Genomic DNA, 21,802 nt, shown 5'->3' with positions numbered 1-21,802 from the left:
AGGGGCTTACTCTTGTGCCATTAAGCCCCAACCATCACCGTATCCTTCATGGCCATTTGCGATGGATTCAAGATATTGCTCTGTTTGAGCGAGCAACTCATGCATTGGAACCATAGTCACGGTAGTTAAAACTTCCCAAACACCAGTGTCTGGACATTTCCCTAACTTAGTTTGCGGTGCTAAATCGTCTTTACTGATGGTTTCAATAAAGCGCTCTGCATTATCCTTTTGCTCAAATAATATGTAGAAATCAATTTTTTGCATTTGCGTAAGATCGACGCCAGCAGCTGCTATCTCAGATAACAGTTGACCATTGTCATCGTTTGGAAATTGCATATCATCACTCAATTAGTAAAATTATGCATATTGTCCGTTATCCTAGCTGAAATAAAAAGCATCGCAGTAAAATATTTGTCGAGAATATGCGGTAGCTTGTGATAGCTTTACCCGTATGTAGCGCTTAAAAAGAATCAAAGCGTTGATAACTTTGCTAAAAGGGTTTGTGTGTCACGTCTAATTTGTTTTTTGATCACTCTCTGTATGTATATTCAACCTGTTTTTGCTAATGAGCAAAAACGAATTTCTGAGATCAAAGTGCACTCCACCAGTGAGCTTGCTGAAGAAAATGCTCAGCTGTATTTAAAAAAGTACCAAAATACTGTTTTCACACACCGTCAAGAGCAGGCTATTTCGGCCGATTTGCAGTTGGCGCTACAGGCTGTGGGTTATTATAACTTTGAAAGTGAACTTACTTATTCCAGCCAAGCGCAGAGTCTCAATATAACCTTGTCATTGGCACCTGCATTGCGTTGGCAATCTGTCGAAGTGCAAATTATGGGCGAAGGCGGCAAAGATCCGGAATTGAGTTTGTTGCTCGATTCCTTACCGATCAAAAAAGGCGAGCAGATCCGTCATGATTTATACAGCGTAGCGAAAAATCAAATTGAGAGTGCATTATTGGAGCGGGGTTATTTTGATTTTGTGTGGGTGCAAAGCACACTGGAGATCCGTCGTACTGTAAAGCAGGGGACTGCAAAGCTTATCGTAGACTCCGGAGCACGTTATCAATTTGGTGAAATGAAACTATCAGGTACTTCAAAAGCTGCACATTTTATTACAGAACTGGCGCCTTTTAGGCCACACACAAAATATGACGCAAAGTTATTGAGCGATTTTAGTCTCGCTTTAAATGAAACTCCCTATTTTGCCAGTGTAAAAGTATACCCTTTACTTAAATCACGTACTGCGGGTCAAGTACCGATCCGAGTGGAGGTGACTGATAAGCCTGCCAACAGCTTTGAAGTAGGAGGCGGTTACAGCACGGATCTTGGCGCAAAGTTTCGCGGTAAATGGAATAAACCATGGGTGAATGATTTTGGTCACTCCTTTAATACTGATTTGAATATCTCTCAGCGCAAACAAGATGTAAGCGCAACCTATACCATCCCAGTTGAAGACCCTAACACTGATGTACTGCGTGTGTTGGGGGGTTATCAACTGCAAGATGATTTAACTGACGGGGTTAAAGTGACAGCATGGAATGTACAATTACAAAGACAGTGGGTTTTGAAAAGCCATTGGGTCAGAACGGCTTTTATAAAACGTGAGCATGAAAGAAGTGAGCAAACTGGACTTATACTTGATACCGAGATGCTACTGCCGGGAGTGAGCTATGCCAAAAAACAGAGCCAAGGGGGAATGACGCCGTATTGGGGAAGTGAACAGCTATTTACTATTGAAGTAGCCCATGAAAGCCTGATCTCTTCAACATCGTTAACAAAAGTGCATTGGAAACAAGCTTGGCTGAGAAGTTTTCAGGAGCGACACTTAATGATACTCAAAGCTGAACTGGGTGCCGTTATTGCAAAAGACTTTGATAAAACTCCACTCAATTTACGTTTTTTTGCCGGAGGCGATCAAAGTATTCGTGGCTTTGCATTTCAATCGATTTCACCCAAAGGTGAGCAGGGGGAATTACTGGGAGCCAAATACTTAGTTACGGCCAGCTCAGAGTATAACTATCAATTTTTGCCAAATTGGCGGGCGGCTGTGTTTGTTGATCTGGGTACTGCAACCAATGACTTTGAAGAGAAGTGGGCTGTGGGAGCTGGATTCGGCGTGCGCTATATTACTCCAATAGGGCCTGTGCGTGTAGATCATGCGTGGGGACTGAGTAAACCAAGCCGCAGTACGCGCTTGAGCATTGTGATAGGGCCAGAAATATGATGAAACAGCGCATATTACTTCTGTTGAAAAGCAAGTGGCTTATGCTGTTACTCGCTGGAATGATAATGCTCACAGTGCTATGTAAAACGCACACAGGAAACCGAATATTGCTCTTAGCAGCAAATTATTGGGTATCGGGACTCAAAGTTGAATTACTATCTGGGCGGTTATTTTCAGGCGGTTTGATTCAATTAGAATATACAGCACAAGGCGCTACTGTTACTGCTAAAAACTTGCATTTGAATCTAAATTGGTTTGATTGCGCAACTCTATGTCTAAGTGTAAGTAGTGGCGAGATAAATGTACACTTAGCAAATTCCTCAGAGGTGAAAAATACGTCATCTTTAGCGCCCACGAGTGCTACTGAGGCCAGTGATGAATATATTAAACTCCCATTTTCAATTGGCATTGAAAGTCTTACGGTCAAATCAATGACGCTGAATACTGGGCAGCAACAGGTATCAGCAGAGAACCTCGGACTTGCCGCTAAAGCTAGCGATGCTCATATTCAAGTGGGCTACCTCAGCGCACAAAAATTGATAGTCGACAATCGGGCAGTGGCAGAAAAAAGTGCTTTTGTGGTGCCCGATAAAATTGCGCCTTTGCAGCTTCCCTCGGTATTCATTCCTCTAGATGTTGACATACAACGATTACATCTAGAAGAGATGGTATACCGGACGCCGAGCGATGCACCAACGATACTGGGTGATATTCGTGCTGATATTAGTGTTGAGCAACAAGTAGCAGAGGTCAATCAGTTTCAGTTTACCTATAAAGACGCAATTGCTCGAATGGACTTGCGGTATGATGTGTCGACCAGCGTTATAAAAGGCGCTTTGAGTTATGGCAATGTGTACTCGACAGCAGTATTGCTAGTTGATGGAGACATGGATAATCTAATTTTACGAGGCCGCGTATCAGGAAAAGCCAGCGGCCTTATTTCCTTACAAGTTTCACCTACAGTGGTTAATTGGCCCTTTAACCTTGATGCTCGCCTGTCAAGTTTAGACATTGACCGAGTGGGCAGAGTGAATCACTTAAACCTATCAGGTAGTGGAGACTTAGATAACTATCAAGCCAATATTGACGCGGTATTTGACAGTTCCGGGCATTATGATGTTGGCGAAGATATCTTGTTAGATATGTCTCTGACAGGGCGTTTGTCGAAGATTAATTTCGAGAAAAGTCGTATCACAGTTGGCGATGCATACTCAGAGTTGTCAGCTCAGGCTTCATGGCAAAGTGGATTGAAAACACAATTGCAGGGTCGGCTACATGCGCTTCCTTTACCACATTTGGGGATTGAGGAGGCGGCAACGTTATCTGGTGAGTATGAGGTACGGTTTTTGTCTGTGCATGATCAGTGGTCAGTTACTATTCCCAAACTAGACTTGAAGGGGAAGGTGGCAGACTTGCCTTTGGAAATTGCGCTTAGCGGAGAAATGGCTGACGATTATATAGGCAAGCTAGAACAAGCCCAGATTAAATATGGTCGCAGCACAGTGATTGCAGCCGGAGTGATTGGCGACAGTGCGGACTTACGTTTCGATGCGAATATAAATCACAGCGCGAATAAAGTGTTACCTTTGGATGCGGTGATGGACGCGCAGCTACACGTAAAAGGTAGCGTTACAAAGCCACAATTAATGCTAAATGCGCAGCTCTCTAAAATTGACTTAGAAGATAAAATATCAATCGCTCAGGGTACATTGTCAGCGCAGCTCGATACACAAAAAGACTATCAGGGACGGATCGAGCTTGATATTTCTGATATCAATGCAGCACAGCTCAATCACGGACAATTACAATTTGTTTTAGATGGAAACCGCCAGTCTCATGCTGCTCACTTGTCATTGCGGAGTGCGCAGTTTGCGTTGATGACAAGCCTGCATGGGCTATTTGATAAAAATATCTGGCGAGGACAGATCTCAAAAGGTGCATTCACAATTGACGATTTAAAAGGAAAGCTTGCAGCACCAGTCGACCTGCAAGTAGGCCAAGATAGTTTCAGTTTGGCAAACACTTGTTGGTTGATCAATGGTGGTAGGGCGTGTGCCTCGGCTATGTTGGCGGAACAACAGGGCGAGATGAGTGTGAATTTAGAGCATATTCCACTAAACAGTGTAAAGAGATGGATAGATAATGGCGTATCTGTTCAAGGCAAGCTGAATGGCGCAGGCAAGGTTTCCATCAAGCATGGAAATGTTGCAGCACTCGATACTAAGCTTTGGGTTAAAGATGCACAGGTGGCGATTGATTTGCCTGCAGAGGTCGAAGTCACCGAGGGTTTACCTATTAATGTGTTGAATGTGCAAGAGTTTGAAGTGTCATTAGCCACAAGCGAGAAAGATATAGAGGCTCAGTGGCATGTAGAGTTTGAGAAACTGGGGTTAATTAAAGGTGGTTTGTCTTTTGCTGATATGCAATTAAGCCAGCAAGCAACGGGATATATCCATATTAATGAGATCAAGCTACATCAATTTACGCCATACGCACGTGCCTATTCTTGGCCTGATATAAGCTTGGATGGTGCGCTAAACGGCACGATCAATTTTTCAGGAGATCTGAGTAACCCATCACTTTTCGGCCAATTACATGCTGAAAACCTGAGTGTTGAGTCGAGTTATTTACCGATGCAAGTAACTGAGTTGACGTTATCGACTGAGTTTGATGAGCGTCAGCTGTCTTTGCAAGGAGGCTTTAAAACATCGCAAGATGGATTAGCACAGGTGTCTGGGCATGTTGATTGGCAATCTGAATTGACACTAGATGCAAGCATTAAGGGGACAAACCTTCATGTCACACCTATGCCTGGGGTAAAAGTGGCTGTGTCACCCGATCTGACAGTCGGTTACGCTAAGAAGTTAATAGATATTCGCGGAGTGGTGTCAGTGCCATTTGCTCGATTCACCTTAGATACACTGCCGGAAGAGGCCATTGTGGTAAGCGATGACCAGATCATTATAGATGACACTGAGTCCGAAAAGGGCCGGGCGCTTATAGACTATCGTGCTGATATTGATATCAAGTTACTGGACGATGTTAGGGTGGTTGCACTTGGACTTGATGCGTATTTGACTGGGGCACTAGATATAGAACGTCAAGTTGGCAATGCTCCTTTGGCTGGTGGAGAAGTATCCTTGCTAGAAGGAAAGTATACGGCGTTTGGACAAGACTTATTAATTGAAACTGGACAACTCGGGTTTAATGGACCATTAGACAAGCCTTATCTAAATATTCGAGCGATTCGCAACCCCGAGACCACAGCTGACGATGTCATCGCAGGCGTATCTGTTACAGGCAGCATAGCTTCTCCGCAATTAACTATTTTTGCAGAACCTGCAATGGATCAGGCTAAAGCATTAGAGTATTTGTTAAATGGCGCGCGGCTGGGTGCTGGAGAAAGTTCGAATAATACCTTATTAGCTCAGTTCCTGCTTGCGAAAAGCATTGATAAAAGTAAAAGATTATTTACAAAAGCTGGAAAAAAGTTAGGATTAAGAGATATAAATTTAGCGGCAAAGGGAAGTGGTGATGATACACAAGTTGAACTTTCAGGTTACATTACACCGAGCGTACAAGTCAGCTATAGAGTTGGTGTATTTGCCTCATTGAGTGAAATAGCAGTACGTTATCGAATATTTTCAAAGCTTTACTTAGAAGCGACGAGTGGTCTCTACGATAGTATTGATCTGTTGTACAAGTTTGATTGGGGTGATTAATGCGCTATTTGAGCTGTTTGCTCGTTGCCTTGTTTTGTTGTTCGACCCTTGCTAAAGAAGCAAAATATGTAAGAGTCACAGATGGGGCGCATCCTTACGTTATTGAATTGATCGAGCTTGCACTATCGTATCAAAGTACACCGTATAAATTACAGTATATAAAAAATATCCCAACTCAGAGTCGTGCGATCCGCCTACTGGGCAAAGACAATGGCATCGATATTTTTTGGTCTGTAACCAGCTTTGAGCGAGAAAACATTGCGCGTGCGATCAGGGTGCCAATTGTAAAAGGGTTACTTGGTTACCGCATTTTACTGATTGACCAGTCTCAACAGCACCGCTTTTCAAATTTGAGCCATATCTCTCAGTTACAGTCTTTTCATTATGGGCTGAGGCATGATTGGCCAGACCATGATATTTTTGTTGACAACAAGCTGTCTGTTAACGCGTTTCACGCTTTACCCGGCGCTTTAAATATGCTGACCTCAAAGCGTTTTGATGCTATTCCCATCAGTATTTTGGAGCTGCCTGACATTTTAAAAACCTATAATGCTTTTGCCGAGCAGCAGCTGCTACTTTACTATCCATCGGCGGTTTATTTTTTCGTTGATAAACAAGATAATGCACTGTATTCAGTGCTAAAAGAAGGCTTAAATAAAGCACTCAAAGATGGCAGTTTTGAACAATTGTTTTCTCGTCACTTTGCCAAGCTTGTCGAAGAGCTTTCACTTGAGCAGCGTACATTGATTGAGCTGAGAAACCGCAGTCTCCCACCGAGTGCGCCGCTTAATAACTCCCAGTTATGGTATAAAAAACAAAATGATAAAAGCTAAATCCGCGTTGCTATGTGCAGTGGTTATGTTGAGCGGTTGCATGCAGCAACCAGACAAGTCCCGTAAAGTTGTGCGTGCACCTTCCGAAATTGTGAATACGGCACCGAGTAGTGCTTGGCGCAGTATTAACAATGACAATGTAATTCGAATTGAACTTGAAACAGGTCATGTCTACGTTGAACTCAATGCCAAATTGGCCCCAAACCATACCAATAATATAAAGCTTTTGGCACGCGAAGGGTTTTATGAGGGCTTGAGTGTATATCGATTTGTTGAAGGTTTTGTTGCGCAAGGTGGAGACCAAACTGGTACTAAGACCCCCGTAAAAGGACAGAAGCGACTCGCAGCGGAGTTATCTTACAAAACAGACAGAGCTTTGAATATTATGGCGTTAGACGGCTCTGATGGTTATGCGATACGCACTGGCTTTTTGGATGGTTTTGCAGTTGGACAAAATAGTGGTGGTACAAAAACTTGGATGACCCATTGTGCTGGTACTTTTGCTATGGCGAGGGGAAATGAGATTAATAGTGGTGGCACTGAGTTTTATATCACACTGGCACCACAGCGGTACTTAGATCGTAACATCACCGTCTTCGGTCGCGTATTGGAGGGGATGCAACATGTTCAGCAGTTGCAAAGAGAGCCTGAAAATGGACGTCCATTTAACCCCATCAAGGGAGTTGAAGTTCTGGGTGACATAGCCTCACAAGACAACAGTGTGTTTGAGTTTTTTGATACTAGTTCGACACATTTTGAGGAGCTAATAGTGGCAAGAACCAATCGACCAGAGCCATGGTTTAAATTTACCCCCAATTTTGTGGATGTGTGTTCTATCGCTGTACCAACAAGAAGAAAAGGTTAAAGAAAGTGCCGTAGTAACGGCACTTTGAAGCGTGTGATTATTGTCTGTTGACACGAATATTAAAGCGGGTTGCATCTTGCTCACTTGAGCGGTAAGGGTTTATATCTAGCCCTCCGCGACGAGTATAACGGGCATAGACTTCCAACTGTTTCGGTTTGAGTGCGCGTTGAATATCACAGTAAATACGTTCAACACACTGTTCATGAAATTCATTGTGGTCGCGAAATGAAATCAAGTATTTCAGAAGTGACTCTTTGCAGATCTGTTGGCCTTGGTAGCGGATCACGATACTTGCCCAATCTGGCTGGGAAGTGATCAAGCAGTTAGATTTCAAAAGATGACTATACAAGGTTTCGGAAACCTCGCTTTGCTCGCCGTGCGCTAATATCCCCTCTTCAGGGCTATAGGCATCAACTTCAATATCTAATTCATCAATGCACTCTCCTGGCAACTGCGTAAATGGTAGACAGTTGTACTCATCAGGGCCGTAAAGTGTCACAGTGACATTACAATTTGCTGCTTCGGAGAGATCGTTGGTTAAGTATTTATGTACTTCTTCCTTAGAGGCAAATCGAGTCTGATTGAAGCTATTCAAATATAACTTAAAAGACTTTGACTCAATAATATGCGAACTTTGGCATGGAAAGACAAAAGTCGCGACTGCAACTTGTGGTTTTCCTTTACTATTTAACCAAGAAAGTTCATAGCCAGTCCAGGTATCCTCACCCTTAAAGGGCAATGCTTGCTCATCGACGGCAATTTGGTCACGGTTGAGCTTTCGCGCAATAGGGTGCAGCAAGGTAGCATCATACTGAGATGCATATTCGGTTGTTTTACCAAGCACTGATGCTTTGAGTTCAGGTGCGTTGTTGTAATCTGTCATGTTTCACCAATAGTGGTTACAATGGCCGGAATTATAGCGAATTAAAATGAGAATGGCAGTATGGCATCTTTAACGACCATGATGGAAACGTTACATCAGCAATATGCGACGACAACGAAACAACAACTCGGGCACCTGCCTCAAATCTCACACGATCCAGACTATCCTAGCGCATGTGAGGTTGGTGAAGCGGATACTTCTGGCAATATCCAGTGGCAAGCGGTTACTCGCCAACCGCAGCAAGGGTTGGAAGATCTTGCTCAAGCATTAGAAGTAGAGTTTCCAGCTGCATTGCATGCCTATTATGGCGCTGTATTTGCGGGTAATATCCGCGCCCAATTTGATGGTAATTATATTGAGTTATTGCAAGTATGGAATGAAGAGGACTTTGTAAATTTACAGCAGAATATTACTGGTCATGTTTTAATGAAGCGACGATTAAAGCAAGATGACACTGTATTTATTGGTTTGACAGACAGAGATGACTTACTGATCTCGGTGAAACTCAATAGTGGTGAAGTATGCTTAGAGTATGTCGGTAAGCCAACACATCATGTGTTGGCTGAGAACATCGAATCGTTTCTAGCAGCTCTAAGCTTTAATCACTGAAAATCCCATGAAATATTCGATACTAAGTGACACTCATCGCATTTAAAATCGAATAGCCCAAACCATGGCTCACTGAGTGCCCAGTCTCCATCGCAACCTGGGCACTTTCTTTGCCTCTCCTTTTCAAGGCTTTCACCGCCAACGCGGTATAGATAATAGTAAACTGGCTTTTTGGTGAGGTAGCGAATACGTTTTGAGAGATCTAAGCCTCTGCGTGATAAGTCACTGGATAAACTAGTTATCTCTTCTAAAGCGGCAAATTCACAGCGCGTGGCTCCATTGATTTGGATTTGGTCACAAGCTTGCCAATCTTCTTGCCATTTTATGAGTGCTTTATAGTCACCATTTGCAATTGCAGGGATGTTGTAAAGCGGCACTGGTTGAAAGTCATCACCACAGTATAACGGGCTACAAGTATGGACATAGGTTGTATAAAGGATATAGCTAGATGGCGCTTGGCACAGGTCAGCGCCATTAGCGTGAATATCTTGACCAATCACTTTGACTTTTGGGGCTAGTAAACCAGCTTGTTGCAGCTGCTCAATTGCATGCTTGACGAAGGGGCTATGATGTAAAGGGTGTAGTGAGTCTTCGAGCGGGCACATGACTCGAGTGACGAAAAAACCATCTTTGAGTACCGTTGGAAATTCATCACCTATGATCTGACCATTAAAACGTAATGCATTCACAAGCTGGTTTATGGCCTGCTCAGCCTTTTCAAGGGTCGTGTCTTGGTAACAGTCAAATGTTAAATCTACAACGAACATATTACTTTTTCTCTTCTAGTAGTGCTAGGAGTCTGTCCAATTTAGCTTCTATTCTGTCTAATTGGTTTTGTGGCTCGGTAGGTTCAGGTGCACTGATTGTTGCAGATTGAGTTATAGCATCTGGGTTATTTTTATATGCTGCTAATGCGGCAATAATAACTGGCATAGGCAGTGGCTCTGTCAACTTAGCTTTGACGGTGGCCACTGTGGGTGTTTTACCTTCGGCAAGTAATATACTGATGGCTTGTTGAGCTGCTGGGTGCATAAGAAAAGACCAAAAAATAAAGCTTAGTTTATCATTTTTATCTTATTTGCCCAAAGAGAGATCTAAGCTTTGAGGTGCATTGGACGCTCATCTTAACAAAGTATCTAACGTATCTATGATTTCACTCCAGTCAGCATCTTCTCTTAAAGACTCTTCAATAAAATGTTTTTGGCCCTGATTCCAAAATGGCGCATCGACCAACAGTGTTTGGCTAGGTAGCTTATTGTTGTTGATAAATTGCGATATTTTCTCATCACTATTTTCTAAGCCTAGTTGGGCAAATAGTGATTTTAGTGAGTGGTAGCTGTTATCCATATGTTCTCCATTGAACAAGAAATACTCTACAACTATAGTAAATTTACGGCTGTTTTATACATCAGATTTAATTCAGTACAGCCAAGCCATTTATATACGACTCTCTATTTTAGAATAAATAATATACAAGGGAATATTATGTCTAATACAGAACAACAGGCGCAACTCCCCGCAATTGGTGCGAAGTTTATTGAGCCAGAAGATATTCATGTTGCAGCTAGCCTGCTATTTCAAGCTTACAGACAAGATCCATTATTGATTCAAATTTTAAATGAGCTAAACCAAAGTAAATATGATGCGAAACTTAGAGCGCTCATACGCCAGGAGTTGTCTCGTTTTAGCAAGTCGGGTCAACCGATATTAGGTATCTATATTGAAGATAACTTAGTGGCGGTAGCATGTGCATTTGCATCACATTGTGAAATAGAGAAGAGCTTTGGTTGGCATTGGAGGTTGACATTGATGATGGGGGCGGGCGTGTTGCAAGCCAAACAAATCATGGAAAAAGAGCGCACAATAAAAGCACATTTAAGCGAAATGGGGGAATACTATTTCCTATCTTTTATTGCTGTAGATCCTCATTATCAAGGGCAAGGTTTCGGTCATTATCTGCTTAGCGCACTGGATACCTTAGTACGTGAAAATGACTTTATGTCTGGTATGGCTGTGTTTGTCACACAGGGTAATCAAGTGAACTTTTTTGAAGAGCATGGCTACCATTTGGTCAAAGAAGTTGTCTTTCGATCGGTTTCTGGCGAGTTACTGTTTAAAGCACGAACAGACGTTTTGGAAAAAACACTGTAAGACTTTTCCTACAAGCTTGTGCGTATTCGTGGGAAGTATTGCGTGTTAGTATCTTTAATATACTCTTAAGTTGTTGTTTTGAATGTGATTAATCTAATGTTTCAATAGTTTTTAAGTTATTTAATTGAGAATATATCCTATTTATTAGCGCTAATGTGCGTAGACTTATTGGTGTTGAAGGACGAAGGGATGCGAAAGCAAAGATTGCTACCAGGAAGGTATCGGAAAAGTTATACACGGGAAGTTCGGAGCGCTTAAGGAACTAAGTGAAGAGGAGCCAAGAGGCTAGGATAAAGCACAGGATGTGCAGACATAGGAAATGTCAAAAAGGATAGGAGCGCCGATGGATTAGGTGAAGAGGAGCCAAGGTGGCAAAGGAGACAGCACAGGATGTGCAGACATAGGACATGTCGAAAAGGATAGGAGCGCCGATGGATTAGGTGAAGAGGAGCCAAGGTGGCAAAGGAGACAGCACAGGATGTGCAGACATAGGACATGTCGAAAAGGATAGGAGCGCCGATGGATTAGGTGAAGAGGAGCCAAGGTGGCAAAGGAGACAGCACAGGATGTGCAGACATAGGACATGTCGAAAAGGATAGGAGCGCCGATGGATTAGGCGAAGCGGAGCCAAGGTGGCAAAGGAGACAGCACAGGATGTGCCGACATAGGACATGTCAAAAGGGATAGGACAGCCTAAGGAAAAGGTAATTAAGGAACAAGTTAATACTTGGACATAGGATGTACGGGCATAGGATGTGCCAAGGGAATTAATTGGAGCGCACAAGGATACTGCGTAAGAGGAATGAGTGTAGGATACACGTTGGATGAAGGCAGGGAAGAAGATCGGGTGTGATTGGATGTATACCCGTTCAGGGGATGATGAATGTTGGCGGCTTGCTTGTATGTTGTAGGCAGAGGTAGCGGATACCTCAAATGGATATCGTCGGATTGGGGCGTGACAAAAAGGGTTGCGCCTTAGTTTCCTTATTTTATCTCAGTATATCAGTATTATCTTTTCATTAATCTACGATTCTGTGCGGTGGCACATCTACCTTAACCAGCATTTGATTTTCTAAGTACAGTGTACCTTTGTATGCATTGTCCCTATCTGAGCTGAACTCAAATAGGAATTCACTTTTTATACCTAGTTGACCATTCTTAAGTACGCCCAAGCGACGCTTTTGGCAAGCGACGCTGAGTAATTGCACATTTAGCTTTTCACTTTGTTGAGCTGCGTGCTCACGGGCAGCCTCGGCTATTTGCCGACTGAACCAAAAAAAGCCACATGTAGAAATAATAAGTATAAATAGCCAGAGTGTTATCATTTATGAAAATAACCTACCAATTGCCCGTGACAGTGTTTCGCTGCGATTTTGCGCACGAAGTAAACCTAATACATGAGGACGAAGCATTGGAATTGCAACCAAGTCTGTGAAAATACTTTCAAAAATTCCTTCAACCTGATTGTTTTGGGCTGCTTTGTCCATAAACATATACAGCCTATCTGGATCGGTTAACGTTTCCCAACCGCGCCCCGCTATCGTCAATAATATGTCTGCTTCAGTGCTTAGCTCAGATTGCAGCAAGCTATCTACAGCTTGTGCGATCAGGCCTAAACCGTGGCTTCCCGACATAGCTCTGAAGTTATTAACAGCCCCGTAAAGTTGTTTGTTTGATACGCTTTTGTCTAGATCTCGCAGTAGGTTTTCAGTCAGTTCCGTAGAGATACTGACATGTTCAATCATTGCGGCAAGTGGGCTCTGGACTTGCTCAGGTAAATTTGGCCACAAGGCGATTAAATTAGCTTGGTTTTGACTATGAGGCAATCGCATTGCAAAATCAGCAAGCCCTTGTAATGCAAGACCTTGCCAATCTGTTTTTCCTTGTGTTGTGAAGTAGTGCTCCACTGATTCATAGTATTTAGAAGCGGGGCGTTTTAGCTCACACTTCATCAGAGCGTTAAATGCAGCAAGTTTGTTGGCATTAGGTGTATACACATACGGATTGTTATCAAGCTTACCCTGAGCCGCCTCACCTGTCAGCTGCGTGCCTAACGCTTCAAGTACCATAGATGCAAAGTGATCTCGGCTGGCAATGTTGAGTTTGCTTTGCTCATCAAGTGGGAATTTTAAAAACCACACATAGGGATCGAGTGTGGCTTGGTTGTCCCAAAATTGGATTGCAAGCAAAGCATGACCTCCTAACGGGTAGGGATATGGCACCTGAGTATTTTCGATTTGGTCAAATTGCTTTTTGTCTATTTTCGTAATACGACGACCAATGTCATATACACGCCATTGCGTGCCTGCTGAAGTTAAAAGTTCACCTAGGGTAGAGATATGTGTCGTCATTGTTTGCTCACGAAAGATTACAGTGGCGCAATTATAACGGTATTTAGAGCAAGGAGTAAGGGGGATAGCTGCAGATAGACGTGCAATCGTCACAATGATAAATGTGCTTAACCTTGAGCAATGATATACTCCGGGTTTAGATAATAAAAGTGGGAGCTTAAAAGTGAGCCAAGCGGTTTTACAACACCTTGCTGAATTAGAACAACAGCTAAAACAATCTCACCTTTGGCAAACTGAGCCTGTTGACAGTCAAGCATTGGCTTCGGTGCAGCCATTTTGTTGTGATACATTGCGCTTTGAGCAGTGGCTACAATTTGTATTTATTCCAAAGATCCACGAGATGGTCGTCAATCGCCAGCCGCTGCCTACAAATATCGCCATATCACCTATGTGTGATATTGCTTTTACGGGTCACCCACGACAACAGGCTCTATTTAATTGCCTCAATAAGCTAGATGTTTTGATAGCAAATGGAGCGCAGTAACGTATGTTGGAGATCATCTATCAAGACGAAAATTATGTTGCTATTAATAAGCCTTCTGGTTTACTGGTTCACCGTTCATTCTTGGATAAACGAGAAACACAGTTTGCAATGCAAATGCTCAGAGATCAATTAGGGCAACATGTATTTCCTGTACATCGCTTAGATAGACCCACCAGTGGCGTGTTACTGTTTGCTCTGAGTTCTGAAGCTGCAAGAGATATGAACCAGGTTTTCATAGATGGCGCTATCCAAAAGCGCTACCTCGCGTTAGTCCGTGGTTTTAGTCGAGATGAGGTTTTTGTTGATAAGCCACTTAAAGAGCAATTGGACAAAATTGCTGACAAGTTTGCAGATCAAGATAAAGCACCTCAAGAAGCACAAACTTTAGTACGGTGTTTGCACCAAGCAAGTTTAGATATTCCGTTTGGTAAGTATCCGAGTATTCGTTACTCGCTGGTGGAGTGCTACCCTAAAACTGGGCGAAAACATCAGATCCGTCGCCATTTAAACCACTTATCGACACCCATTATTGGCGACGTTAATCACGGTGATAATAAACACAATCACTTTTTTCGTGATCATTTTAAACTACAGAGACTGATGTTATTTGCAACTGAGCTAAAGTTTCTTCATCCTTATACTGAACAACCTATTTTAATTCGAGCCAATCTAGGTGAGGAGATGTTGGATATCTGCCATCAACTAGGCTGGCCATCAACCGAGAAGGATTATCAGTAATGGCATCAATCACCTTATTCGTAGGCAGTGTATATGGCAATGCAGAAAACTTGGCTACGCAAATCGAGACACATTTAACTGCGCAGGGTCATCGAGTTAACATAGCAGATCCAGCCACCATTGATGAGGTTAAATCTGCGGAGCACGCGTTATTCGTTTCGTCTACTACCGGACAAGGTGATATACCTGATAACCTTTATCCTCTGTTTATTCAAATGCAAGCACAAATGCCAATGTTAACGAATAAAAATGTAGGTGTTGTTGCTTTGGGAGACAGCAGCTATGGAGATACTTATTGCGGTGCCGGGCGTCAAATTGATGCCTTGATCCAAGAGCTAAATGCGCGCATTGTGCAACCTCGTCTTGATGTGGATGCCGGTGAGTACTTTGAACCTTGGGAAGCCGTAGAGCCTTGGCTGACAAAGTGGGTTGCAGCATTGTAATTTAAATTAAAAAGGGCCCTGCATTAGGCCCTTTTTAACTATTCTAGCTACGTTTGACGTCAACTTTTAACTTGAGCTTCTGACCGGGATGAAGGTATTTTTGGCCCGCAATATCATTCCACTTAATAATATTTTTAATCGAGACATTAAACTTGTTTGCGATACGCGCCAAAGAGTCGCCTTTGCGGACTTTATAAGTAATCGTGCGCTCAGTGCTTTGCAGCCCTGAGTTTTTTTGTTTTGGCTGAGACTTATAAATGTTCAGCTGTTGGCCTAGTTTCAGTACAGAACTCGTTTTTAGCTTGTTCCATGCGGCCAACTGCTTGATTGTCACATCATGTTCGCGACTAATATCCCAAAGAGTATCACCACTTTTTACAGTATGTGTGTACTTACTTTGCTGTGATTTGTTGGCTACTTTCCTAACTGATGCTGGTAGGTGCTCACTTTTCAGCTCACCTTCGCTCAGCGGTACAAGCAGCTTTTGTCCAACTCGAATGATATGGCTGTTTAGTTTATTAAGCGTTTGAATTGCAGATGGACTTGTATCGAATTTACTCGCAATTACAGAGAGGCTATCACCGCGATTCACGGTATAGTATTGCCAGCGCAATCTCTCTTGCATCGGAGTACTGGCAAGTTTTGTTTTGAACTGGGCGATTTTATCGGTAGGCAGCAATAAGCTGTGAGGACCTTTTGGATCCGTAGCCCAACGATTGAAACCAGGGTTGAGACGATATAGTTCGGTCAACGAAATTCCTGCCATATCAGCCGCTAGTGCCAAGTCAATTTGTGTCCCGACTTCCACTGTATCGACAACCTGCGCATTGATAATTTTATTCCATGTCACCTTAAACTCCTCTTGGCGCATCAATAGATCAGACAGTGCGAGTAGCTTCGGCACATATGCAGTGGTTTCACGTGGTAGATCTAAAGACCAAAAGTCAGTTGGTAAGTGCTTTTTACGGTTTTTCCTAATTGCGCGCATAACACGACCTTCGCCAGAGTTGTAAGCAGCAATGGCATTGAGCCAGTCACCATCTAGTGTTTTATGAAGGTAAGTTAAGTACTCTAAGGCTGCGCGGGTTGATTGTACGATGTCACGTCTTCCGTCATACCACCAATTTTGCTTGAGGTCGAATCGCTCTCCAGTTTGCGGCATAAACTGCCAAATTCCAGATGCGCTTCGGTGGGAGTAACCAAAAGGATCAAAAGCACTCTCTACAATAGGTAGTAATGCAATTTCGATAGGCATTTGGCGCTTTTCTACCTCTTCGACAATAAAGTATAAATAGGGCTCTGCACGCTTCGATATGCGGTCTAAATAGGCTTGATGGCGTTGGTAATAGTTTCTCTCTGCCACAACAGGTCGGTTTTGAGGCACTGGGATCGACAACTGATAGCGGATCCGCTCCCACACATCGTCGAATACTGGCGGAGGTTCATCAGCTTCAATAGGAATTTGAATTGCATGAGATAACACATCACTGATCTGTGAAGGGCTGGCGTGATCTCGTATTTCAGTTTGTGGGGGTTGCGTTTGAGTTTGCGTTATTTCACAGCCTGTTATTAAGCTCAAAATCGCAATTATCAGCAGTGGCTTTTTCATAAATCTCTTTTTGTCGGGCAAAAACCCGTCAATTTTAACCTTATCTGAGGCAATTGCAAAGCGAACGTATTTTTGTCCATAGTAATGTTATGCTATTTGCAATAGTTGGGCCGTACGCGGTTATTATTTTATAGGGAGTAAACCGCTTCAGTATCTGTCACAGTTGAGGTATTGAGCGCCTTTTTACTGTGACAGTGATGAGCTTTAAAAATTGTCTTTCCACAGTCTCAGATTTGCAAATTTTTGCCAGGTAGTATCGGTGGGACCTTGGAAGTTTTTAGGTAAATGGTCCAAGATCGTCTCGTGCTCAGCCCTTAAAAATGGATTTATTTGGCGTTCGATCCCCATGTTTGTTGGTAATGTTGGTAAATCTTGGCCCCGCTGTTGTTGACACCATGAAATATGTTTTTCAAGAAACTTGTTGTTTGGCTCTACGGCGTGAGCAAACGCCAAATTAGCTAGCGTATATTCATGGGTGCAATAAATCTGGCATGAATCAGGTAATTTTAGTAGTGACTGTAAAGAGTGCCACATTTGCTCAGCAGTCCCTTCAAACAGACGACCACACCCACCGCTGAAGAGCGTATCCCCAGTGAAGGCCAGCTGCTCGTTGACATAACAGATGTGATCCAGTGTATGACCTGGGGTGTGTACTATTTTAAAAGTGATATCTGCTATAGTTAGCGTATCGTCAGGCGACAGGGCGTGAGTTATCCCGGTAAATTTTGAGTCTTTTGGACCATAAACAGGAATATCAGGAAATTGTAATAGTAACTCTGCAACGCCATCAGTATGATCCCAATGGTGATGAGTGATCAAGATACCTGAAAGAGGACGGTTTTGGGTGGTTAAAAACTCGATAACGGGCTGACTTTGCCCAGGATCAACGACCCAAGTTTCTGGACTATGTGTATTGCATATCGCCCAGATATAATTGTCGTTGAAGGCCTTGATAGGTTCAACTTGCGCCATAACTCATTGCTCTATAAAGTGAAGGTGTCAACAAGTATAACGAGCGTACGGGATGAAACCAGCATTAAGTTTTCAGCAAGGGCCTAAACCCCAATCTTGGCAAGATTTTCCACATGGAGAATATCTCAAAGCAGGTATTGAACGTCGCATGGCGCGCTGGTTGCCTCGCATGTTTGGCTACCATATGCTTAAGCTAGGTTGTTTAAGTGGTCAGCTTGATACATCGGATAGCATGATAGATCACCAAGTCTGCATTTCGCCCAGTGGTCCGCACGCTGGCGTAATAGCCGAGATTGATGAATTGCCTTTTTATGAGCACAGTGTTGATGCGTGTATTTTATCTCATGGCTTAGAGTATCACTCGGATCCACATCATATATTGCGAGAGGCGCATCGAACTTTAATTCCAGGTGGCTACATCGTGATAACGGGATTCAATCCCTTTAGCTTATGCGGATTGGCACACATGCTACCATTTAGTGGTGAAAAACTACCTTGGTCTGGGCGCTTCTTTACACCCTCAAGGGTCAAAGATTGGTTGAATTTATTGGGATTTGAAATAATTGCTGATGAGCGCTTTATCCACGCTTCTTTAGCGAGGGGATCAAGGTTATCTCGATTTGCGCCATGGCGGAGGTTTTGTCGTCACTATTTAAAGCCAATGGGGAGCGTTTATATGTTGGTTGCGCGTAAGCGTGTCGCCCCCTTAACACCGATCAAGCCAAAGTGGCATGCAAGGCCAAAGTGGACGCCAGCAGTCAAAGGCGCGAGGTTAAAACACTCCCGAAGTCAGCAAGATTAATGTCTTAATCCAGTGGCTTATAGCCCATATCTTCAAGTAATTTGTCTTGTGATGCAGCATCTCGCGCTAAGTCGTCAACCAGTTCATTGTACTTGTTGCCCGCATGACCTTTAACCCAGCGCCAGTCAATGGTGTGCCTTTGACTTGCTTCGTCTAAGCGTTGCCATAGGTCGACGTTTTTGACAGGCTGTTTAGCGGCGGTTTGCCAATTGCGTTTTTTCCAGTTTGCAAGCCAAGACTCAATACCTTGTTTAACATACTGGCTGTCGGTATAAAGGGTAACTTGGCAGGGACGCTTGAGTGTTTCTAACGCAACTATCGCGGCCAGCATTTCCATACGGTTGTTGGTGGTCAATTGGTAACCTTGGCTCAATTGCTTTTCATGGCCTTGGTAACTCATATAGATGCCATATCCCCCAGGTCCGGGGTTACCAAGGCAAGAGCCATCAGTATAAATTTCTACGATTTTTTGCACGAATTTGCCTGTATAGTGTCGCTTGGGCTGATAGGCGCTAACCTTAACAAAGTTAGGCTGTAAGCGATATGATTAAAAATAAAAATCAGCTTCTTCAACTCATCGAGATGCGTATCGTGTAGGGCATTGACTTAAAACTGAGGATGCAAAAATACTGACTCTGTCTTTATTGGTCATTGGAAGCTAAGTCTGACAGCCAAAAATCGCTCTGAGTGATCACTTCATGTGTTCCGACAAAACCATAGAGACGCGATTGTGGTCTATATTTAGGAGAAAATGCGCCTATGCGACTTACAATTTTTTTGTCTATCTCGTTGCTTATATTGTAGTAATTTAACTGTCCATTTGAACCAATATAATAGACGCCATATGAGTCAATATCCCAGTTTCTATCTAATTTCATATTGTAAGGGACTGAAATTGCTTTGAGGTTATTTTTGAAGTCCCATTTCCAGAGAGTTTGCTTGTGTGCATCTATGTAAATCAGATACTGTTTGTTGGGGGTAAATCTCGCCTGGTAAACCTGTTTGGTTGGGTGTTCGATAATTGTTTTTTTAATAGGGTCAAATTTGGTTAAAGCCCAATTGCTGCCTTGTAGTTTTGAGTACCAAATGTGATTATTACTATCCCAACCTACCACATGTAAAGGGGAAGTATTGCGCCAGTATACAATTAGCTTTTGTGTACTGATGTCATAAAACATCACCCCATATTGATTATTGCGCTTTACAGATGCTGCTAATTGCTGGCTGTTTTTTGACCATGTTAAGTCGTAAATATCATTAAAATTGGAGTCTTTGACGCTATGTAGTTGATTATTGTATCTCAGCCACAAGGCTTTGTTGCCCTTGCGGGTTGAGGCAAAAGCCATTCTGGTGGCGTCTGGGCTGATTGCAAACTCACTGTCCGAACCATTAGATAAAGTAACAGGTAGCGCTTTATCTCCGACAGTGCTGTCAATAACTTGCCCAATAGAACTGCTACTTTGAAAAGAAAGTAATAACTTACTTACGTCTGTTGCCACTTGTGCGAATGCAACTTGCTGATTGGGTATAGGGGTTAGTAACTTATGAGTATCGCCAGATGCGGTAACAGAATATAGTCCTTGTTCATTGCTGTACAGCAAGCTGTCATTATTGAACCAATCGAAAGAGGTGATATTGCTTTGATATTCAGTAATCTGTGTTTCTTGTCCATCTAAATTGACAGTAAAAATCGCATGTTCGGTAGGGGCTTTAGTTCGAATAAAGGCCACCTTTTGACCCGAAGGCGAAAATATAGGTTGTCTATCTGAAAAGCCATTAGGTGGTGAAGACAGTGGTTTATTCGAGGAGTATAAAGGGTCAAATAGGGTTATTCGATGTGTGGAAAAAGGAATTTGTCTTTGAGTAAACACGATTGATTTGCTTTGAATATGGTGACTTAGCCCTAAACTTTCACTGCTCAATTCAACAAGTCGCTTCATCGCTTTTTTGTCAAAGTCAATTAATGCGATCGCATAGGGTTTAGCTTCGTTTGTATGTTTTATAACTGCTAACACTGAGTTTGCTTGGGGCGCGACGACCGGAAATGAAAACTCGGTATCTGCGCTGTTATAATAGGCTCTGGTATTGCTTTTCACTGACATCAAAACCAGTGTATTCGTGGCCTTTTTATTCGATTCTATGTAGGTTAATTGTGTGGCATCTTCGCTAAGGTGCGGCGTCAATTTTACTCTGGTACTGTAAGTTAGTCGTTTGAACTCCCCATTTAAGAGGGGCTTAATCGGCTGCTTGGGCCGAAAAGAGTAACTCGATGTGAGTATAGCAATCAGCAGCAAACTACATAGCACAATCGATACCCCTGCTATTTTTTTTGTCCTGTTGTGCTGCAAAGGCGGGGCAATATGTTTTACATCAGCGACTAGACGGTATCCGGACTTGCGTATTGTTGCTATATAGTGCGGCTCTGTAGAGTTATCGTTGAGTGTTTTTCTTAATGTAGAAATGACGCGATTTAGAGCATCTTCGGTTACGACTTGGTTGGGCCAAAATGTATTGAATAGCTCTTCCCTGCTAATTATCTCACCTGGACGAGCTGCCATGTATTGCAAGATCAGCGCAGCTTTTGGCTCTAGCCTTACCTTTTTTTGTGCACGTGTTGCGGTTAGTCTTTTGCAATCTATAGCCCAATCATTGACTTTAAAGTGATCGAGAATAGTGTGTCTATGATGTGCCATAACCAGCTGAAATAATTATTTTAATCGAATATTGAGCTTATCATAATTAGACGGTAATTGATTGCCATTGAAAATATGCTTTGGCAGCCGAACTTGGTCTAGGCTAATTTTTTATAGTCTTTATGTAACCTACAATTTTTTATAGATTATTGTTTTTCAGTTAATTTGTTTCCCTATGCTGTGAATTACTCCATGATATTACATGATAGAACCTAATGCCCTTTTAATTTATTGATTTTTATGGTTATATTTTTCAGATCGAGAAGCCGATATTCTAGTGATTCAATTCGTTAGCTGGTACTTTAAGTGTGCCTTTTGTATGAGTTTTAAAAAGCAAATAACTCAGTAAGTTCAATACCCATATCAATGACGAGAGAAATATGTATCACAAAAGCAATCCACTTTTGGTTATTTTAAGCGT

Annotated in this window: 21 protein-coding genes; 10 read left to right on the top strand and 11 right to left on the bottom strand. The window is 42.7% G+C overall.

Features of this window, described 5'->3' with window-relative positions; translation table 11 throughout:
- Positions 1–6 precede the first annotated feature (6 nt).
- Positions 7–336, bottom strand: a complete 330-nt coding sequence (locus QNM18_RS06980) for a ribonuclease E inhibitor RraB (protein ID WP_211009887.1) — start codon at positions 334–336, stop codon at positions 7–9.
- A 204-nt stretch (positions 337–540) separates the two neighbouring features.
- Between QNM18_RS06980 and QNM18_RS06975 the strand changes: the two genes are divergently transcribed.
- Genes QNM18_RS06975 through QNM18_RS06960 form a run of 4 tightly spaced genes read left to right on the top strand, consistent with a single transcriptional unit; the run spans position 541 to position 7,646 of the window.
- Positions 541–2,226, top strand: coding sequence for an autotransporter assembly complex protein TamA (locus QNM18_RS06975; RefSeq protein WP_284136742.1), 1,686 nt, complete (start codon positions 541–543; stop codon positions 2,224–2,226).
- Positions 2,223–5,948 (top strand): translocation/assembly module TamB domain-containing protein, encoded by a 3,726-nt coding sequence (locus QNM18_RS06970; protein WP_284136741.1) that lies wholly within the window; start codon positions 2,223–2,225, stop codon positions 5,946–5,948. Before QNM18_RS06975 ends, QNM18_RS06970 begins: the two co-directional genes overlap by 4 nt.
- Positions 5,948–6,781 (top strand): type 2 periplasmic-binding domain-containing protein, encoded by an 834-nt coding sequence (locus QNM18_RS06965; RefSeq protein ID WP_284136740.1) that lies wholly within the window; start codon positions 5,948–5,950, stop codon positions 6,779–6,781. Before QNM18_RS06970 ends, QNM18_RS06965 begins: the two co-directional genes overlap by 1 nt.
- Positions 6,771–7,646, top strand: a complete 876-nt coding sequence (locus QNM18_RS06960) for a peptidylprolyl isomerase (RefSeq protein ID WP_417714794.1) — start codon at positions 6,771–6,773, stop codon at positions 7,644–7,646. The genes QNM18_RS06965 and QNM18_RS06960 overlap by 11 nt, the downstream gene beginning before the upstream one ends.
- A gap of 37 nt (positions 7,647–7,683) precedes the next feature.
- On the opposite strand, the gene queF is transcribed toward QNM18_RS06960, so the two are convergent.
- The gene (queF, locus tag QNM18_RS06955) at positions 7,684–8,529 is read right to left on the bottom strand and encodes an NADPH-dependent 7-cyano-7-deazaguanine reductase QueF (RefSeq protein WP_284136738.1); all 846 of its coding nucleotides are present in this window, start codon (positions 8,527–8,529) and stop codon (positions 7,684–7,686) included.
- A 60-nt stretch (positions 8,530–8,589) separates the two neighbouring features.
- On the opposite strand from queF, the gene syd reads away from it, so the two are divergent.
- A complete protein-coding gene (syd, locus tag QNM18_RS06950; RefSeq protein ID WP_284136737.1) occupies positions 8,590–9,138 on the top strand; it encodes a SecY-interacting protein in 549 nt (182 codons plus the stop codon).
- Here syd and QNM18_RS06945 read toward each other — a convergent pair.
- The 3 genes from QNM18_RS06945 to QNM18_RS06935 form a co-directional block, all read right to left on the bottom strand.
- Positions 9,132–9,905, bottom strand: a complete 774-nt coding sequence (locus tag QNM18_RS06945) for a Zn-ribbon-containing protein (protein ID WP_211009880.1) — start codon at positions 9,903–9,905, stop codon at positions 9,132–9,134. The two genes, syd and QNM18_RS06945, sit on opposite strands and share 7 nt — an antisense overlap.
- Before the next feature lies 1 nt (position 9,906).
- Positions 9,907–10,170: a hypothetical protein gene (locus tag QNM18_RS06940; protein WP_211009879.1), complete on the bottom strand. Its 264-nt coding sequence runs from the start codon at positions 10,168–10,170 to the stop codon at positions 9,907–9,909.
- A gap of 87 nt (positions 10,171–10,257) precedes the next feature.
- Positions 10,258–10,485: a DUF2789 domain-containing protein gene (locus tag QNM18_RS06935; RefSeq protein WP_211009878.1), complete on the bottom strand. Its 228-nt coding sequence runs from the start codon at positions 10,483–10,485 to the stop codon at positions 10,258–10,260.
- 138 nt (positions 10,486–10,623) lie between these two features.
- Here QNM18_RS06935 and QNM18_RS06930 point away from each other — a divergent pair, with 138 nt between their 5' ends.
- On the top strand, positions 10,624–11,289 hold the full coding sequence (locus QNM18_RS06930; RefSeq protein WP_284136736.1) for a GNAT family N-acetyltransferase: 666 nt from the start codon (positions 10,624–10,626) through the stop codon (positions 11,287–11,289).
- A 1,019-nt stretch (positions 11,290–12,308) separates the two neighbouring features.
- Here QNM18_RS06930 and QNM18_RS06925 read toward each other — a convergent pair.
- Entirely contained in the window at positions 12,309–12,614 is a 306-nt protein-coding gene (locus QNM18_RS06925) for a DUF3301 domain-containing protein (RefSeq protein WP_211009876.1), read from the bottom strand.
- Complete coding sequence (locus QNM18_RS06920) at positions 12,615–13,640, bottom strand: DUF3549 family protein (protein WP_284136735.1); 1,026 nt, start codon at positions 13,638–13,640, stop codon at positions 12,615–12,617.
- A gap of 163 nt (positions 13,641–13,803) precedes the next feature.
- On the opposite strand from QNM18_RS06920, the gene QNM18_RS06915 reads away from it, so the two are divergent.
- Genes QNM18_RS06915 through QNM18_RS06905 form a run of 3 tightly spaced genes read left to right on the top strand, consistent with a single transcriptional unit; the run spans position 13,804 to position 15,305 of the window.
- Positions 13,804–14,124 carry a YqcC family protein gene (locus QNM18_RS06915; RefSeq protein WP_211009874.1) on the top strand — a complete coding sequence of 107 codons (321 nt, stop codon included), beginning with the start codon at positions 13,804–13,806 and terminating at the stop codon, positions 14,122–14,124.
- A gap of 3 nt (positions 14,125–14,127) precedes the next feature.
- Positions 14,128–14,862 carry a tRNA pseudouridine(65) synthase TruC gene (truC, locus tag QNM18_RS06910; RefSeq protein WP_211009873.1) on the top strand — a complete coding sequence of 245 codons (735 nt, stop codon included), beginning with the start codon at positions 14,128–14,130 and terminating at the stop codon, positions 14,860–14,862.
- Complete coding sequence (locus tag QNM18_RS06905; protein ID WP_023399624.1) at positions 14,862–15,305, top strand: flavodoxin; 444 nt, start codon at positions 14,862–14,864, stop codon at positions 15,303–15,305. Before truC ends, QNM18_RS06905 begins: the two co-directional genes overlap by 1 nt.
- 43 nt (positions 15,306–15,348) lie before the next feature.
- On the opposite strand, the gene QNM18_RS06900 is transcribed toward QNM18_RS06905, so the two are convergent.
- Both QNM18_RS06900 and gloB read right to left on the bottom strand, forming a co-directional pair.
- Positions 15,349–16,914 carry a lytic transglycosylase gene (locus QNM18_RS06900; RefSeq protein ID WP_284136734.1) on the bottom strand — a complete coding sequence of 522 codons (1,566 nt, stop codon included), beginning with the start codon at positions 16,912–16,914 and terminating at the stop codon, positions 15,349–15,351.
- Positions 16,915–17,118: 204 nt separating this feature from the next.
- Entirely contained in the window at positions 17,119–17,886 is a 768-nt protein-coding gene (gloB, locus tag QNM18_RS06895; protein ID WP_284136733.1) for a hydroxyacylglutathione hydrolase, read from the bottom strand.
- A gap of 52 nt (positions 17,887–17,938) precedes the next feature.
- Between gloB and QNM18_RS06890 the strand changes: the two genes are divergently transcribed.
- The gene (locus QNM18_RS06890; protein ID WP_284136732.1) at positions 17,939–18,688 is read left to right on the top strand and encodes a class I SAM-dependent methyltransferase; all 750 of its coding nucleotides are present in this window, start codon (positions 17,939–17,941) and stop codon (positions 18,686–18,688) included.
- Positions 18,689–18,692: 4 nt separating this feature from the next.
- Here QNM18_RS06890 and rnhA read toward each other — a convergent pair whose 3' ends face one another.
- Together rnhA and QNM18_RS06880 are read right to left on the bottom strand one after the other, a co-directional pair.
- Entirely contained in the window at positions 18,693–19,163 is a 471-nt protein-coding gene (gene rnhA / locus QNM18_RS06885; RefSeq protein WP_284136731.1) for a ribonuclease HI, read from the bottom strand.
- Positions 19,164–19,329: 166 nt separating this feature from the next.
- On the bottom strand, positions 19,330–21,381 hold the full coding sequence (locus QNM18_RS06880) for a winged helix-turn-helix domain-containing protein (protein WP_284136730.1): 2,052 nt from the start codon (positions 21,379–21,381) through the stop codon (positions 19,330–19,332).
- Positions 21,382–21,802 lie beyond the last annotated feature (421 nt).

This window comes from Pseudoalteromonas obscura, assembly GCF_030135505.1.
Taxonomy (GTDB): Bacteria; Pseudomonadota; Gammaproteobacteria; order Enterobacterales; family Alteromonadaceae; genus Pseudoalteromonas; species Pseudoalteromonas obscura.
This window is presented reverse-complemented; position numbering and strand designations above follow the sequence as displayed.